Origin of the sequence: Arcticibacter sp. MXS-1, assembly GCF_041902385.1 — a bacterium.
In the GTDB taxonomy this organism is placed as follows: Bacteria; Bacteroidota; Bacteroidia; order Sphingobacteriales; family Sphingobacteriaceae; genus Arcticibacter.
On the sequence record NZ_CP169244.1, the window covers coordinates 13,947 to 29,290 of the forward strand.

The following is a 15,344-nucleotide window of genomic DNA, read 5'->3' on the forward strand; positions in this document are numbered from 1 at the left end:
TACTTTTTAGTTTGTCAGATGTATTGCCTGCTACACATCGCAAATTTCGACAGCTTTCTTCAAAGATGCAATTTTGTCCTCCTGTTTCGGGATGAATTCCTGAGCCACATATCCCTTGAAGCCCGTGGACAGGATCGCCTTCATAATTGCGGGGTAGTATAATTCCTGCGTATCGTCGATCTCATTCCTTCCCGGAACGCCAGCCGTATGATAATGAGCAATGTAAGGGTGACTATCGCGGATCGAATGAATCACATCTCCTTCGTCAACTTGCATGTGGTAGATATCATACAGTAGCTTAAAGCTCTCTGAGCCGATCCTCCTCGCAAGCTCTACCCCCCAGGCGGTACGATTGCACTGATAGTCCTTATGATTAATTTTACTGTTTAAAAGCTCCATCACCAGCACTACCTTATGCTTCTCAGCCAGCGCCATTACGTTTTTTAGGCCTTCGGCGCTATTGTTCAGCCCGGTCTCATCGTCCATACCTCTCCTGTTTCCACTAAAACAAATGAGATTTTTATAGCCAGCTTTGGCAACCAGGGGAATCATCTCGGTGTAATTTTTGATCAGCTGATCATGGTAGTTCCGGCTGTTCCAGCCGTCGGTAAGGTTGATCTCCGCACCATTGCACATAGAAGAGTCAAGTCCATGCTTTTTCAAAGTGTCCCAATCGTTCGGTCCTACCAGATCGATGGCCTTTAATCCAATCTCTTTGGCAACAGCGCACAGCTTATCCAGAGACAAGTCGCTATAGCACCAACGGCAAACTGAATGATTGATATTTCCCTTTAATGCCCCGCCTCGTGAGGTGTCGGCACATGCTAATGATGGCAGCATAGTTGATGTAGTTAGGGCAGCCGTTCCTGCCAGTATATTCCTTATGGCCGACCGCCGGTTTTGTGTTCTGCTCATGACAGCAAATTAATTTCGTTCATTCTTTTTAAAAATGTCGTGGTAGCTCTTTACGTAAATCAGCTTAATTGATGTTTCCTGAATCAGTTCTTCCGTTGCATCTTACTATTCTTTCTCTGTTCGCTACAGGCCCATCACCAGGCAGGGAAACGCGCTTCCGTTTCCCCTGTTGACGCACACCCGGCAGATTCTTGCAAAGCAACGTGATCAGGGTTGCTTCTCGTGCAGAAGCACCTCTGCAGGCACGTTAGCGCCCGTATTGCGATCCCTGAACAGCAAAAGGAACAGAAGCAATACCGCAGCCGCTATGCCGGCAGGAATTAGCCATACTGACTTCCAGTCGTGTCCTCCTGAGGTTGCGTAAGCATCCACTATAGGGCCCGACACAAGTGAGCCTATCAGCATACCGACTCCGTAGGTAGCGAGCGTAATCATCCCTTGCGCGGCGCTTTTAAATCGCTCCCCGGCAAGGTTGTCCGTGTAGATCTGTCCGGTAACAAAAAAGAAATCGTAACATACGCCGTGAAGTACAATACCCATGATCAGCATCCAGTAGCCGGCATCAGCATTACCAAAGGCAAACATCACGTATCTCAGCACCCAGGCAAACATGCCGATAGCAAGCATCTTCTTCACCCCCAGCCTCACAAAAAAAACAGGGATCAGCAGCATGAAAAGTGTTTCAGACACCTGGCCCAGCGATTGTACTCCTGCCGCTGACTTCATGCCAGCCTCATTTAGAAACAGGTTGGTGAAGTTGTAATAGAATGCGAGTGGGATACAGATGGCTACTGAAGACAGGAAAAAGAGAAGATAAGACCGGTTCTTTAGTAAGCCTATGGCATCAAGACCAAGGACATCCGCGATGGACGTCCTCTCCCCCTGTTTCGCGGGAAGTGTTGCAGGTAGTGTAAAGCTGAAAACGCCGAGCAAAGCCGACGCACCGGCAGCCATCCTGAACGTAGACTGCAGCTGGTTGCTCTGCTCCCAGTTCAGCCATCCGATAGTTAGTCCGGCAATGATCCAGCCGATCGTGCCCAGCACTCTTACTCCGGGGAACTGTTTTCCAGGGTCACTCATCTGACGAAAAGATACCGAGTTGACAAGGGCTAGCGTTGGCATAAACAGGATCATATAGACCAGTATTCCCGGGAAAAAGCTATCAAAGTCGGCAGCCTGCGAGCAAAACCATAACAGGGCAGCGCCGATCAGGTGCAAAACGCCAAGAATTTTCTGGGCAGAAAAAACGGTCAGCAATAAGACCGATAATAAAAGGTGCAACAATGGCACCAATGGATTGCGTAAGATAAGCAAGACTTATTTGAGTGCCAGAGGCCTGAAGGTTCTTGCCAAGGAAAGTACCCAGTGTTACAAACCATGCTCCCCAAATAAAGAATTCGAGGAACATCATGGCAGATAATTTAATTCGGTTAGCGGAGGTCATGATTTGGTTAGTAGGTTTATGTTTAAAGCTTTTTGATCATGATGTTTCGGTACCACACTTCGTCTCCATGGTCCTGGAACGCGATCTTGCCCGATTTAAAAGTTCCGAATCCGGGCATAGAGGCAAATTTGCTTCCGGCAACGAGCTTCCTCCAGTCCTCGCCCCACATTGTTGTAGAAACCACTTTGGTACCGTTCAGAAACATCTCCAGCTTTCCCTGGTTTGCTACAATCTCTGCTTTATTCCATTGTCCTGCAGGCTTTACCGTTTCTTTTGAGCAAGGTATAAGATCATACAGATCTCCTGCCCGGTGCTTATGAATCTTGGCGTCCACGTGGCCTTCGTTATCAAGCACCTGCATTTCCGGCCCCGTGTTGTAAGTAGCATGATACTTCTCCGGATCCTCATGAACATAAAAGATCACACCGCTATTGCCGTTCTTCGCAATCTTCCACTCCAGCTTGAGGTGAAAGTTGTCATATTCCTGGTCGGTAATGAGATCTCCTCCTGCAACGCCCTGTTTGCGGGCTGCAGGATCGAGGTGGATAGCCCCGCCCTCTGCCTTCCATGCAGAGCTTATAGCACCCTTCCCGTAGATATGCCAGCCCGCTGTCGTTTTACCATCAAACAGCGACTTCCAGCCCTGTTTGATCTCTGTACCTGGCTCATTTTTAACCGTTTCCGGCTCGTTAAACGAAAAACAAGCAGTAAGTGCTGCCCCGGCGAGTATCGATAGAATGTAACGTTTCATGATTGGTTATTCTTTTAAAGATAATACATACTTAGCCATTTCCGCTGCGTCTTCCTCACTAATAGTCGGATGTGGAGTCATTGGCACTTCGCCCCATACCCCGCTGCCTCCTTTAATGATCTTGCCTGCAAGATGCTTTACATTCGCCTCGCTCATCTCGTACTTGCTTGCTACCTCCTTATACGCCGGTCCCACTAGCTTCTCATCTTCGCGGTGACAAGTCAGGCAATCCGACTTTGAAATAAGCTGAGCCCCTTTTTCATAAGCTCCGCTGGGAGGTGAGCCGGCTGAACGATTAGTACCGATGTCGTTCGCATTCGTATCCACTTCAGGCTGCCGGCTGCTGGCTGCCATGTCAGTAGCAGAGGTCGAATCGCCATTGGAACTGCTATCTGAATTGCCTCCACAGGCACTTAAAATTGCACAACAAGTAAAAAGGACAAGTACTTTCTTCATTATATCTGTTTTTTTATTCATGTATTCCTAAGAGTTTACGGTTCATTCCCTCATCCACCCCTGAGGCAGCAAAATCATCGAACGCCTTGTCGGTCACCCGGATAATATGGTCGCGGATGAAAGCAGCACCTTCCCTTGCTCCATCTTCAGGATGCTTAAGGGCACACTCCCACTCCAACACCGCCCAGCCCTTAAAATCATACTGAGCTAACTTACTAAAAATCCCCTTAAAGTCAACCTGACCGTCTCCAAGGGAACGAAAACGCCCGGGACGGTTAATCCAGTCCTGGTAACTTCCATACACACCTTGTCTCCCTGTAGGAGTAAACTCCGCATCCTTCACGTGGAACATGCGGATACGCTCGTGATAGATGTCAATGTATTCGAGATAATCAAGGCATTGGAGAATAAAGTGAGAAGGATCGTACAGCAGACAGGCCCTCGGGTGATTATTCACCTTCTCCAAAAACATCTCAAAGGTCAGACCGTCATGCAGATCTTCACCGGCGTGTACCTCATAGCACAGGTCTACACCGCATTCATCGAAAACGTTGAGAATGGGCGTCCATCTTCTGGCCAGCTCCTCGAACCCGGTCTCTACCAGCCCGGCAGAACGTTGCGGCCAGGGATAAACCATAGGCCACAAAAAGGCGCCACTAAATGTGGCATGGGCATTAAGCCCAAGATTTTGAGAAGCTTTCGCGGCGTATTTCAGTTGCTGCACCGCCCACCCCTGACGGGCCTTCGGATTATTGCGAACAAACTCGGGAGCAAAGCCGTCAAACAACTGGTCGTATGCCGGATTAACTGCTACCAGCTGCCCCTGCAGATGGGTGGAAAGTTCAGTGATCTGCAGACCTGCATCGCGCACAATCCCGTTAATCTCATCTGCATAGTCCTTACTCTCTGCGGCTTTGCGGAGGTCAATGAAACGAGGGTCCGTTGTTGGGATCTGCACGCCTTCAAAACCAAGCCCCTTTGCCCAGGCACAGATCGATGATAAATTATTAAAAGGTTCCTGCTCCCCGATAAACTGAGCAAGAAAAACGGCAGGTCCTTTGATAGTCGTCATGCAGTTTAAATTGTAAAGTCAATCCATTTTTGTTCAGATTTCCCGGATCGGATGACATTCTCAATGAATGCCATTCCCCTTATCCCCTCTTCTATCCCCGGAAAATCAAGCCATTCCGCTTTTGTCTCTCCGCCCGATAACCTCGCATTAATAGATAATGCAAAATTGCGGTACAAGTTTGCAAAAGCTTCAAGATATCCCTCGGGATGTCCCGCCGGAACACGGGCATTATGACTGGCAAAGGTGCTGAGATAGGCGGCGCCAGTCCTCAGCGTCTCTGTCGGCCTGTCGGTCCATTTCAGCAGGAGGCTGTTTGCATCACTTTGCTGCCATTCAAGCCCCCCTTCTCTCCGTACACCCTTATTTTGATATTATTCTCTTCGCCGGCGGCCACCTGCGAGGCCATAAGAACTCCCGATGCCCCATTGGCGAACTTTAACAGAACAGCACCGTCGTCGTCCAGCTTTCTGCCTTCAACAACAATATTGATATCAGCACACAGTTTCGTAACCTCCAGTCCCGACACATACTCAGCAAGATTAAATGCGTGCGTCCCGATGTCGCCCATTGCGCCGGCCGCTCCGCTTTGATCTGGGTTAGTTCTCCATGAGGCCTGCTTATTACCAGATCCTTCTTCAAAACCGCTCAGCCATCCTTGCGGATACTCCACGTAGATCTTCCTGATCCTCCCCAGTCGGCCTTCCTGCACAATCTGCCGCGCCTCCTTGACCATCGGATATCCTGTGTAGGTGTGCGTGAGACAAAACAGGCGGCCGCTGGCCGAAGCGGCATTTGCCAGATCCTTTGCCTCCTGAAGAGAGAAGGTCATCGGTTTATCCAGGATCACATGGAAGCCACTCTCCAGGGCTTGTCTGGCCGGCTCATAATGTAGATGATTAGGGGTGACAATACTGATCACCTGTGCTCTTTGATCCTCAGGGAGCTGGCTCTCCTTTTCAAAAAGCTCCTGATAAGAACTGTAGACCCTGTCGGGACTGAGACCGAGCATGAGCCCGCTTGCTCTCGAATTCTCAGCACTGCTGCTGAACACGCCGCAAACCAGCTCATACTGATCGTCTATTCGCGCTGCAATACGATGCACCGCACCTATAAATGCTCCCATGCCTCCACCGACCATTCCCAGCCTAAGTTTCTGCATACTATGAAATTTAATGTAAATACGATTTCTTTAACGTGCTGCTTAAGTAGCCCACGCGCGGTCACCCTTCTTGTAGGGCGCACATCCGTCAAAGCGGCCAGGAATAGCAACATACCGAAGTGCCTTCGTTGCCCCTACTTCCGAAGTGAAGAACCCGAGCAGGGTCAGCTGCTTCATCATCGTAAAATAATGATTCGGATCTTCCTCCTTTTTCTTTTTCTGATACTCCCGCTGCTCCTTGTCGAGCTTAGTCAAAAGGGCAGTTCGCTGATTTGCGTTGCACTCCATAAACTTCTTCCCATTTGCTTTCTTGCAGGCATCGTCCAGCTCTGATAGTCCCTTTAGGAAAACCTGCTGGTCTTCCTTCTTATAGCAGTCTTTTACCATCACGGCCATAAAGCTGCCAACTTTTGCGGCTTTTGCTCCGGGCGTGCTCGTTTCCGGAAGAATGGTCTCGGCGATCTCGTCCATGAATGCCACCTGATCTGCATCAAACAGATCATTCACCTTCTCTGCCCGGGGTGTGCAAGCCAGATCAGCAAAAAGCTCTGCTCCTATAATGGTGCCGCCCATGATCCAGGCGACCCTTGATATTGCTTCTCTTCTGTTCATGATTTTACATTTAATCAAACAGTTAGCTTCCAGCCCTGCCTGTACTCCCTTTTTACAAACTGGTTGACATCATCAAAATTGGTTACCCTCATGTTACTATTATCCCATAGCAGCTTGATATAACGACCGGGATAGTCAAACCCGTTGCCTTCGGCTTTTGGCTTCTGGATATCAAAGCCACGGATAGCCAGGTTGGCCATCAGCAAAGCCTCCGTCACAGGCCCGGCAATCTCAAAGGGAGAACTCACTTCCTTCTTTCCATAACCTGCTACGCAAGCTTCTACCCACTGTGCGTAATGCCCCTCGGCGCTTCCCGGAACTCGGGGTATTGACTGCTTCACCTGCACTTCCTGATTTCTGGTCAAGGGCAGCAGACGAGGGTCTGCCCCGTAGGTGCTGCACATCATCTTGCCCTTTGTACCGATAAACAAGGTGCCATTTCCGCCATCGCCAAACAGCTCGGTTGCTCCAAGCTCCTCAGGCCGTTCAGGCTGAATGCCGCCGTCCATCCAGTGAAGCTTTACGGGACCTTTGGTTTTCTTCGTCTTGGGGAAAGTCATGGTCACATGGCTCGAAGGCGGACAGCTTTCCGGAAAATAGCCCCGTTTAAACTCATCCACATATACACTTCCAACACTGCATTCCACGTCCTTGACGTATGAAAGATTAAGCACCCGGAAGGCTGGCTCAATCAGGTGGCAGCCCATGTCTCCAAGCGCTCCTGTCCCGTAGTCCCACCAGCCGCGCCAGTTAAATGGCACCAGCTTATCAACATAGTCTTTCTGAGGTGCGGTACCAAGCCAGAGATCCCAGTCCAGCTCCTTAGGCACCGCTGCCCTGGTAGTGGGCCATGGAATACCCTGGGGCCATACCGGCCGGTTGGTCCAGCTGTAAACGGTGTGCACGTCACCGATCACTCCCGCATTGTACCATTCCATCAGCTGCCTTACGCCGTCACCTGAAGCCCCCTGATTGCCCATCTGCGTCACCACCTTGTAGCGCTTAGCAGCATCGGTAAGCACGCGGGCTTCGTAAATATCGTGCGTTAAAGGCTTCTGTACATACACATGCTTTCCCAGCTGCATGGCAGCAAGGGTGGTAATAGCATGATTATGATCAGGGGTTGAGACGGAGACAGCGTCAAAGTTCTTTGCCTCCTTGTCGAACAACTCGCGCCAGTCTTTATAATACTTCGCCCTGGGGAAATTCTGCCTGCTTGTCGCCGCCCGTCTGTCGTCTACGTCACAGAGAAAGCCAATGTCGGCTTTGCCACTGGCAAAAAAGTTTGCTATATCGCTCTGGCCTTTTCCTCCTGCTCCCACCCCGGCGACTATCAGTCGGTCACTCGGCGCCAAAAAGCCCTTTCCGCCCAGCACATGACGCGGAACGATCATAAACCCGGCGGCAGCAATTGCTGCGGTTTTGATAAAACCTCTCCTGGAAGTAGCCAGGCTTTCTTGGTTATCTTTCTTTTCTGTCATAAAACTTAAGGTTGATAGAGGAAGATCAGACATTCATTTTTTTAAGTTCCCGCACGGCATGGTCAACAGCTCTTGCTGTCAAGGCCATATAGGTAAGCGAAGGATTTACGCAGCTGGCCGAAGTCATGCAGGCACCATCTGTAACGTAGACGTTTTTAGCGTCCCATACCTGGTTCCATTCGTTCAGCACGGAGGTCTTCGGATCTCTGCCCATCCGGGCAGTTCCCATCTCATGGATACCCTGCCCCATGGCGTAGCCGGAGTCATAGGTAACCGGATCTTTTATTCCGGCGGCCTCCAGCATTTCCTGAGCATCTACCATCATATCCTTACGCATCTTATGCTCGTTTTCCTTGATCTCACAGTCGATAGCGAGCACCGGAAGGCCCCACTTGTCCTTCTTGCCCTTATCCAGCGTAACTTTGTTTTCATGATAAGGGAGTGTTTCTCCAAAGGCGCCAAGGCCGATCCTCCACGGTCCCGGTTCACAGAGGGCGTCCTTAAACTCACCCCCGATGTTGAACTCCGCGATCTCTCTCCCCCAGTTCTCACGGCTTGCGCTTCCCTGATAACCGAAGCCACGCAAATAGTCCCTCTTTTCTCCAAACAGGTTCCGGAAACGGGGCACATAAATCCCGTTCGGGCGCCGGCCATAATAGTATTTATCTTCGAAGCCCTCTACTACTCCCGAGGCTCCGCAGCGAAAGTGGTGATCAATGAGGTTATGTCCTAACTCCCCGCTGCTGCTTCCAAGACCATCCGGCCAGATATCAGTTGCGGAGTTCATCAGCACCCAGGTAGAATTCAGGGTCGAGGCACACAAAAACACTACTTTCGAAAAGAACTCGTACGTCTTATTCGTTTCAGCATCAAGCACCTCCACCCCTTTTGCCTTTTTGGTATCCTTGTCGTAGAGGATCTTTGTCACGATGGAGAAAGGACGTAAGGTGAGGTTTCCTGTGGCTACAGCCGCAGGAAGGGTAGACGACTGCGTACTAAAATAAGCGCCAAACTGACATCCCAGCCAGCATTTGTTCCGGTACTGACAATTAGAACGGTGCTGATGAGGAACAGTCAGGTTTGCACTTCTGCCCATAATCATCGTCCGTTTGTTATTATAATGCTTCTTTATCCTGGCAGCCACTTCCTTTTCCACGCAGTTCATCTCCATGGCAGGCAGAAACTCACCATCGGGCAGCTGAGGCAGCCCCTCTTTGGATCCGTTGATCCCGGCAAAGCGCTCCACATAACTGTACCATGGATCGATATCCTTGTACCGGATTGGCCAGTCTATGGCAATCCCCTCCTTTGCATTCGCTTCAAAATCAATGTCGCTGTGCCGGTAACACTGACGTCCCCACATCAATGATCTTCCGCCCACATGGTACCCGCGGTACCAGTCGAAGCGTTTTACCTCAGTGTAAGGGCTCTCTTTCTCGTTAACCCAGTAATCTAAATTGGTTTCATTCAGCGGATAATCGCGCTTAAGAACAGGGTAGTCTTCGATCATTTGCTGCGTGCGCCCCCCCGATGAGGGAAGTCCCAGGGATCCTTATTGGCATTTACGTAGTCCTTCACATGCTCAATGTTTCTGCCCCTTTCCAGCAAGATTGTTTTCAGGCCTTTTTCAGTTAGTTCTTTCGCTGCCCATCCACCCGCTATACCCGAACCAATTACAATTGCATCGTAATAATTCTCTGCCATTTTTAACAGGTTTAATAGTGTGCGTTGTTAGTAGAATCTTTTTTCGGTGATGTATTTTATAATAGTTAGTCCAAAAGCTAATTTGTAAATAAATCTTCAAATGCAGAATCTGTAAGCGGATAGAAAATGTAACATTTTCATAACAAACTATCACAGGCATCTGCAGCTAAAACCTTTTACTCTTCAGCTATACAAGTATATATAATTAATTTTTCTTCTCCTCAAAATTTTATAAATAAATTCTCTTCCCTTATATTACAGCGGTACCCTATACATTTATTTAGAAATTATGACGAAAACTGAAGCACCTGAAAAGTCAACCGTTGAGGAAATACGGTCGAGATTCGACCACGACGTGGAACGCTTTTCAAACCTGGAAACGGGGCAGGTAACAACACTCGACTCCACACTCTGTATGAACCTCATTGCCGACGCCGTTCACTACACTTCGCCTGATGCGAAAGACCTGCTCGACATTGGTTGCGGGGCAGGCAATTACACCATATCGATCCTGAACAAGGTCCCGAACCTTAACTGCACACTGGTCGATCTCAGCATGCCCATGCTGGAGCGGGCGAAGGAACGGGTATCTGCTCTCACGGCCGGAAGTGTGGAAGTGATTCAATCCGATGTCAGACTGCTTGAGCTGCCTTCCTCCCGCTTCGATGTAGTGGTAGCAGCCTCCGTCTTGCATCATTTGCGAGGAGAAGAAGAATGGGCCGAAGTGTTTTCGAATATCTACAGGAGCCTGAAACTAGGCGGCAGCTTCTGGATCTTTGATCTGGTTGTTCACGACTTTCCCGCGGTCGATGAGCTCATGTCCGCTCGTTATGCAGAGTATCTGGTAGGCCTTGGGGGCAAAGAATACCAGGAGCATGTATTCGCTTATATAGCAAAAGAAGACACACCGCGTTCTGTTGGCTTCCAGATGGAGCTGATGCGGAAAACAGGGTTCCGGAACATGGAAGTGCTGCACAAAAACCTGAACTTTGCAGCATTTGGAGGCTCTAAATAGCCTCCACCTTGTCTATTCGGATCCAGTCCATTCCGGCTGCCTCTGCCGCTCTGACGCCAGCATCCCCGTCTTCGAACACCAGACAGCCGCCCGGCTCCGCACCGAGCTTGTCAGCAGCAGCCAGAAAAGGATCAGGGTACGGCTTTCCTCTATCTGTCTCTCCGGCACATATCAGAACCTCAACAAGATCCCTGATGCCCAGGATCGTCAGGGTTCTCTCAATCGCCTCACGTGAGCCTCCTGAAACAACCCCTATCTTCACCTTGCCCGCATGTGCCTTTAAATGTTCAGTAACAAATTCAACCGGACGAATATGCTGGATGTATTCGCGGTAGTAGAGATCGTACTTCTGCTTGTCAAAGCTCACCGGATCAAGTGAGCAGCCATACCGCTTGTTGATCTCTTCTACTACCCTTAGGATGGGAAGACCGGCAAATTCATCTATGATTGCTTCGTCGATCTGCACACCACAGTTCGCCGCCACCTGCACATAGGTATCTTTATGTGCCTGCATATTATCGGCGAGGGTCCCGTCGCAGTCGTACAAAAAAGCTGTATAGTCGCCTTGCGACAGTTCAGTCAGTTTTTCGAGTTTAGTCATGTATAATCAGCAAATCAGCAAAGAAGTTCCTTCAACTCGTGGAAGGTATTTACGGTAGCGATCTGATCAGCCTCGACTTCCCCAAAGCCATAGGCCGCAAAAATGAAAGGGACTCCCGCCTTTTTACTTGATTCATAATCGCCTTTAGTATCGCCTATGTACACCGGCGCTTTCAGCAGATAGTCATTTACTACGTCCTTTATATTTTCAGCCTTCGGCTGATTCTTGGTTCCATAACAGGCATGTCCCTGAAAAAAACGATCGAGCTTGCTGAACCGGAGAAAAGCCTCGATATAGCCGTTTTGGCAATTACTGACGATAAAGAGCTTGTATTCTTTCGCCAGGGCCCCGAGCGTCTCTTCAACCCCCGGATACAAATCGCCTCCCTCCTCACTCAGAACCTCCAGCTCCTTCTTGGCACAAAGCGCCTGAAACTCCTTCCGTTTTTCAATTTCTACTTCCGGGAACAGCGTTTCGTAGATTGCATCATAAGTCATTCCTGCAATCCCGGCCACCATCTCCGGTGTCACATCTGTATGTACATAATCCACTTCTTCCTTCGCCGACTGCCACGCTTTGGCCACACTCACGGTCGAGTTCCAGAGCGTACCGTCCAGATCAAATATCAGTCCGTCAAACTTGTTCTTCAAATTTACCATTGGCCGCAAAAATAAAGGAAAAGGCCAAAGCAGAAAGCACTATCGCTGAATAATACATTGCTGTGGCGAACTTTCTCTTCGCGGCTCATATTTCACAAAGCCTTAACAATCAATTAACAGCAGCTTCCTAATTTTATGAAACCAAAGACGGCGGGCCTGCCCGCCTATAATAAAGAAAGAATGCCGAAGAGGGAAGTAGAGCTTGTAGTGATCTCCGATGTACATCTGGGCACCTACGGCTGTCATGCAAAAGAATTATTGCAGTATCTGAAAAGTATTAAACCTCAAACCTTAGTCCTGAATGGCGATATCATTGACATCTGGCAATTCAGCAAGTCTTACTGGCCGGAGTCGCAGATGAAGGTCGTCAGGCGTATTATGAAGTTCATCTCAGACGGAGTGCCGGTCTATTACCTGACGGGCAATCACGATGAAATGCTGAGAAAGTTCAGTGATCTCAGTATCGGAAGTTTCCAGCTTACGGACAAGCTCGTGCTTGAACTGGGGCAGTCAAAAGCCTGGATCTTTCACGGCGATGTATTCGACGTCACCATGCAGCACTCTAAGTGGCTGGCAAAGCTGGGAGCCATTGGTTATGATACGCTCATCCTGTTAAACAGCTTTGTTAACTGGGCACTCACCCTCATGAAGCGGGAAAAAATGAGCTTCTCCAAAAAGATTAAAGCAAAGTTTAAAGATGCGGTAAAGTTTATCAATGACTTCGAGACTACCGCTGCGGAGCTGGCCGTTGATCAGGGCTACCGCTACGTGGTATGCGGCCATATCCACCAGCCGGAACTCCGCACCATCTCAACAGAAAAAGGGAATGTGGTCTACCTCAACTCAGGCGACTGGGTAGAGAACCTCACCTCCCTGGAATACAATAAAGGCGAATGGGCCATTTATAAGTACCGCGCCGGGGAGTTTGCAGAGGCAGCGGAAGATCAGGATGTGTACGATGCAGAAGACCTTCAGTCAAAGCTTGACGTTAAGAGCATGCTCGAGCGGTTTAGCCGACCCAACCTGGCCCGATAAAAAGCGGCCATACCACTTCCCCGACGACTTAATGATCCGCTTCTGGGTGGCATAATCGACGTAAATAATACCGAAGCGGGGATGATAGCCCTCGGCCCACTCAAAATTATCGGTGAGTGTCCATATAAAGTATCCGTCAACTTTGCAGCCCTCCTGTCTGGCCTTGTATACCTGGGCAATATTATCCTGAATGTACTGCAGCCTCTGCGGATCATCAACCAGCCCATCTGTAACCCGATCAGGAAAGGCAGCCCCGTTTTCGGTAATGTACAGCTTCCTGATCTGGGGATAAGCATTGAACTTTTTGAGCACGTGGTAGATCGCCGGAGGGTAGACTTCCCAGTTCATGCTCGTGAGGGGCACCTGTCTTTTCTCCGCCTTCACCAGCCGGGCATGGATGTAGGGAGTAAGCAGCGAATAACGTACAATTTCGCGCGTATAGTTCTGGAGCCCTATGAAGTCAAAGTCGAACTGCATCTTTTCCTCATCGCCGGGCTTTATATACTTCTGTAAACCCTTTAAGATAGGAACATCCTGAACAGGGTATCCAAGCCCGAGTACAGGTTCCACAAAGAGGCGGTTAAGGAGCGCATCGGCCCTTCTCGCCGCCTTAATATCCTTTTCACGGTCAGAGTAAGGATCAATGTGCGAGCAGGAAAAAGAAGTACCCACTTCTGCACCGGGGACCAGTGACTTCAGGATCCTTCCCCCTTCTGCCATGCTCAGGACGGCATGGTGTACCGCCGGAAAAAGTTCTTCAGCCCCGTCCGCCCCGGCGCGTGAATGCCAAGAAAATAGCCTGCCCCCGTAAATACCATCGGCTCGTTAAGCACGAGCCAGTTCTTTACGCGGTCGCCAAAGTTCCTTGCACAGACTTCCGCATAGTCTGAAAACCAGGAAACAACCTCCCGGTTCGTCCATCCGCCCTTCTCTTCAAGCGCCTGCGGCAGGTCCCAGTGATAAAGCGTCAGCCAGGGCGTCACGTCATTCTCCAGACAGTGATCAATCACCCGATTATAGAAGTCGATCCCCTTCTGGTTCACCGGCTTCATGCCTGCAGGCATAACCCTTGGCCAGGATATAGAAAAACGAAAATTAGGAATATGCAACCTTCTGATCAGCGCAATATCCTTCTGATAATGATTATAGAAGTCGCAGGCAGTGCTCGCCTTGTGACCATCTTTAATCTTCCCCTTCTTCTCCGTGAAAACATCCCATACCGAAGCCCCTTTCCCATCTGCGCCACAGCTTCCTTCCACCTGGAACGCCGCCGTAGTTATGCCCCATTTAAACTCGCTGCCGAATTCACTCCTATGTACTTGCTGATCTTCTATACCCATTTAGCGCAGTAATTTTTAAGTTTAGGCATTCTGAAACTGATTGTCAACACTCCACTCGCCCGAACTGCCGGCCAGATGCTTCTCTACCACCCGGTTTACAATATCCTGCGTCTGGTCGGGATAATCAACAGGAACAGCGGAACCATTCTCAAGCCAGTCGGAGATCAGATCCTCGTACTTTGGTTTCAGGCTTTTGATGACAGGCACGCCCATCGACTTTAAGGCCGCTGCATTCAGATGCTGTTCAAACTGATTCTTCATAGGGATCACCAGCAGCTTCTTCTTCATAAAAAGCGCTTCTGCAGGAGTTTCAAATCCTGCTCCGCAAAGTACTCCCGATGAGTGAGCCATACTTCTGATGAACTTCTCGCTGTCAATAGGCTGAACATTGATATTCTTAATGCTCCTGGGCTTCCTGGCATGCTTGCAGAATACCTGCCATTGAATATCACGGTGAATTGATAATCTTTTGATGAGCCGGTCTTCATCATACGAGGGGAGATAGACCGTATAATGCCCCTTGTCAAGCACCTCCTGCTCCCTTACAGTCCTCCGGATGACTGGCGTGAAGATCTGATCTCCATATTTTGCAAAGTGAAATCCATACCGGGCTGTCGAAGGAGCGTAGTTATTAAGAACAAGCCTTCCGATCATATCAGTATGTTCGGGTTTAGGTGCCAGGGGAGACAACACCGCCGCCTGATGACTAAGGGATATGCAGGGTTTATTTTTGAGGTAGCAGGCCCAGGCCGATACCGGCTCAAAGTCGTTGATCACCAGATCATAATTTTCAACAGGAAGCAGATTAATGCTCTTTGCCAGTTTTCTGAGATTTGCCTTTACCAGCGTTTTCCATAGGTTAACGCCACCCGACTTACCGAAGATAAAACTAAGGCCGCGAAGCTTATAGGCGACAGGAAAAGGGAGTTCAAGGTCGCCCTGGATGCCGCTTACTAGTACGTCGACTTCCCCCAGCCGCTCCAGACAGGGCACTACTTCCATCGCACGACTTAAATGTCCGTTCCCGGTGCCCTGCACCGCGTAGAGTATCTTTGGCATATCTCTTACTCGGCAATTTTAGTGCAGAAAAAACGACTTCA

General features: G+C 49.5%; 12 protein-coding genes and 3 pseudogenes. 2 read left to right on the top strand and 13 right to left on the bottom strand.

Annotated elements, in window-relative coordinates; translation table 11 throughout:
- Positions 1–30: 30 nt before the first annotated feature.
- The 9 genes and pseudogenes from ACES2C_RS00055 to ACES2C_RS00095 all read right to left on the bottom strand — a co-directional run bounded on the left by ACES2C_RS00055 (position 31) and on the right by ACES2C_RS00095 (position 9,594).
- Complete coding sequence (locus tag ACES2C_RS00055) at positions 31–915, bottom strand: hydroxypyruvate isomerase family protein (protein ID WP_374165007.1); 885 nt, start codon at positions 913–915, stop codon at positions 31–33.
- Between the two features lie 207 nt (positions 916–1,122).
- Positions 1,123–2,359, bottom strand: a pseudogene (locus ACES2C_RS00060) (nucleoside permease).
- A 22-nt stretch (positions 2,360–2,381) separates the two neighbouring features.
- Positions 2,382–3,110: a DUF1080 domain-containing protein gene (locus ACES2C_RS00065; protein WP_374165008.1), complete on the bottom strand. Its 729-nt coding sequence runs from the start codon at positions 3,108–3,110 to the stop codon at positions 2,382–2,384.
- Positions 3,111–3,116: 6 nt separating this feature from the next.
- Positions 3,117–3,566, bottom strand: coding sequence for a c-type cytochrome (locus ACES2C_RS00070; protein ID WP_374165009.1), 450 nt, complete (start codon positions 3,564–3,566; stop codon positions 3,117–3,119).
- Between the two features lie 13 nt (positions 3,567–3,579).
- Entirely contained in the window at positions 3,580–4,638 is a 1,059-nt protein-coding gene (locus ACES2C_RS00075; RefSeq protein ID WP_374165010.1) for a sugar phosphate isomerase/epimerase family protein, read from the bottom strand.
- A 298-nt stretch (positions 4,639–4,936) separates the two neighbouring features.
- Positions 4,937–5,797: a Gfo/Idh/MocA family protein gene (locus tag ACES2C_RS00080; RefSeq protein ID WP_374165011.1), complete on the bottom strand. Its 861-nt coding sequence runs from the start codon at positions 5,795–5,797 to the stop codon at positions 4,937–4,939.
- 42 nt (positions 5,798–5,839) lie between these two features.
- Positions 5,840–6,409, bottom strand: coding sequence for a gluconate 2-dehydrogenase subunit 3 family protein (locus ACES2C_RS00085; RefSeq protein ID WP_374165012.1), 570 nt, complete (start codon positions 6,407–6,409; stop codon positions 5,840–5,842).
- Positions 6,410–6,423: 14 nt separating this feature from the next.
- Positions 6,424–7,890: a Gfo/Idh/MocA family protein gene (locus tag ACES2C_RS00090; RefSeq protein ID WP_374165013.1), complete on the bottom strand. Its 1,467-nt coding sequence runs from the start codon at positions 7,888–7,890 to the stop codon at positions 6,424–6,426.
- A gap of 25 nt (positions 7,891–7,915) precedes the next feature.
- Positions 7,916–9,594: pseudogene (locus ACES2C_RS00095) on the bottom strand (GMC oxidoreductase).
- 289 nt (positions 9,595–9,883) lie between these two features.
- Between ACES2C_RS00095 and ACES2C_RS00100 the strand changes: the two are divergent.
- Complete coding sequence (locus ACES2C_RS00100) at positions 9,884–10,609, top strand: class I SAM-dependent methyltransferase (RefSeq protein ID WP_374165014.1); 726 nt, start codon at positions 9,884–9,886, stop codon at positions 10,607–10,609.
- Here the strand turns inward: ACES2C_RS00100 and ACES2C_RS00105 are convergent.
- Positions 10,602–11,210 carry an HAD family hydrolase gene (locus ACES2C_RS00105; RefSeq protein WP_374165015.1) on the bottom strand — a complete coding sequence of 203 codons (609 nt, stop codon included), beginning with the start codon at positions 11,208–11,210 and terminating at the stop codon, positions 10,602–10,604. The genes ACES2C_RS00100 and ACES2C_RS00105 overlap by 8 nt on opposite strands.
- 14 nt (positions 11,211–11,224) lie before the next feature.
- Positions 11,225–11,869 carry an HAD family hydrolase gene (locus ACES2C_RS00110; protein WP_374165016.1) on the bottom strand — a complete coding sequence of 215 codons (645 nt, stop codon included), beginning with the start codon at positions 11,867–11,869 and terminating at the stop codon, positions 11,225–11,227.
- 180 nt (positions 11,870–12,049) lie between these two features.
- On the opposite strand from ACES2C_RS00110, the gene ACES2C_RS00115 reads away from it, so the two are divergent.
- A complete protein-coding gene (locus ACES2C_RS00115; protein WP_374167004.1) occupies positions 12,050–12,904 on the top strand; it encodes a UDP-2,3-diacylglucosamine diphosphatase in 855 nt (284 codons plus the stop codon).
- On the opposite strand, the pseudogene ACES2C_RS00120 reads toward ACES2C_RS00115, so the two are convergent.
- Both ACES2C_RS00120 and ACES2C_RS00125 read right to left on the bottom strand, forming a co-directional pair.
- Positions 12,845–14,244: pseudogene (locus tag ACES2C_RS00120) on the bottom strand (GH1 family beta-glucosidase). The gene ACES2C_RS00115 and the pseudogene ACES2C_RS00120 overlap by 60 nt on opposite strands.
- 21 nt (positions 14,245–14,265) lie before the next feature.
- Positions 14,266–15,303 carry a glycosyltransferase family protein gene (locus ACES2C_RS00125; RefSeq protein WP_374165017.1) on the bottom strand — a complete coding sequence of 346 codons (1,038 nt, stop codon included), beginning with the start codon at positions 15,301–15,303 and terminating at the stop codon, positions 14,266–14,268.
- Positions 15,304–15,344 lie beyond the last annotated feature (41 nt).

What these genes read in the sequence shown, in the direction of transcription:
- ACES2C_RS00055 (WP_374165007.1), bottom strand. Translation starts at nt 915, where the DNA reads ATGAGCAGAACACAAAACCGGCGGTCGGCCATAAGGAATATACTGGCA.
- ACES2C_RS00085 (WP_374165012.1), bottom strand. Translation starts at nt 6,409, where the DNA reads ATGAACAGAAGAGAAGCAATATCAAGGGTCGCCTGGATCATGGGCGGC.
- ACES2C_RS00110 (WP_374165016.1), bottom strand. Translation starts at nt 11,869, where the DNA reads ATGGTAAATTTGAAGAACAAGTTTGACGGACTGATATTTGATCTGGAC.
- ACES2C_RS00090 (WP_374165013.1), bottom strand. Translation starts at nt 7,890, where the DNA reads ATGACAGAAAAGAAAGATAACCAAGAAAGCCTGGCTACTTCCAGGAGA.
- ACES2C_RS00105 (WP_374165015.1), bottom strand. Translation starts at nt 11,210, where the DNA reads ATGACTAAACTCGAAAAACTGACTGAACTGTCGCAAGGCGACTATACA.
- ACES2C_RS00100 (WP_374165014.1), top strand. Translation starts at nt 9,884, where the DNA reads ATGACGAAAACTGAAGCACCTGAAAAGTCAACCGTTGAGGAAATACGG.
- ACES2C_RS00115 (WP_374167004.1), top strand. Translation starts at nt 12,050, where the DNA reads ATGCCGAAGAGGGAAGTAGAGCTTGTAGTGATCTCCGATGTACATCTG.
- ACES2C_RS00075 (WP_374165010.1), bottom strand. Translation starts at nt 4,638, where the DNA reads ATGACGACTATCAAAGGACCTGCCGTTTTTCTTGCTCAGTTTATCGGG.
- ACES2C_RS00065 (WP_374165008.1), bottom strand. Translation starts at nt 3,110, where the DNA reads ATGAAACGTTACATTCTATCGATACTCGCCGGGGCAGCACTTACTGCT.
- ACES2C_RS00070 (WP_374165009.1), bottom strand. Translation starts at nt 3,566, where the DNA reads ATGAAGAAAGTACTTGTCCTTTTTACTTGTTGTGCAATTTTAAGTGCC.
- ACES2C_RS00125 (WP_374165017.1), bottom strand. Translation starts at nt 15,303, where the DNA reads ATGCCAAAGATACTCTACGCGGTGCAGGGCACCGGGAACGGACATTTA.
- ACES2C_RS00080 (WP_374165011.1), bottom strand. Translation starts at nt 5,797, where the DNA reads ATGCAGAAACTTAGGCTGGGAATGGTCGGTGGAGGCATGGGAGCATTT.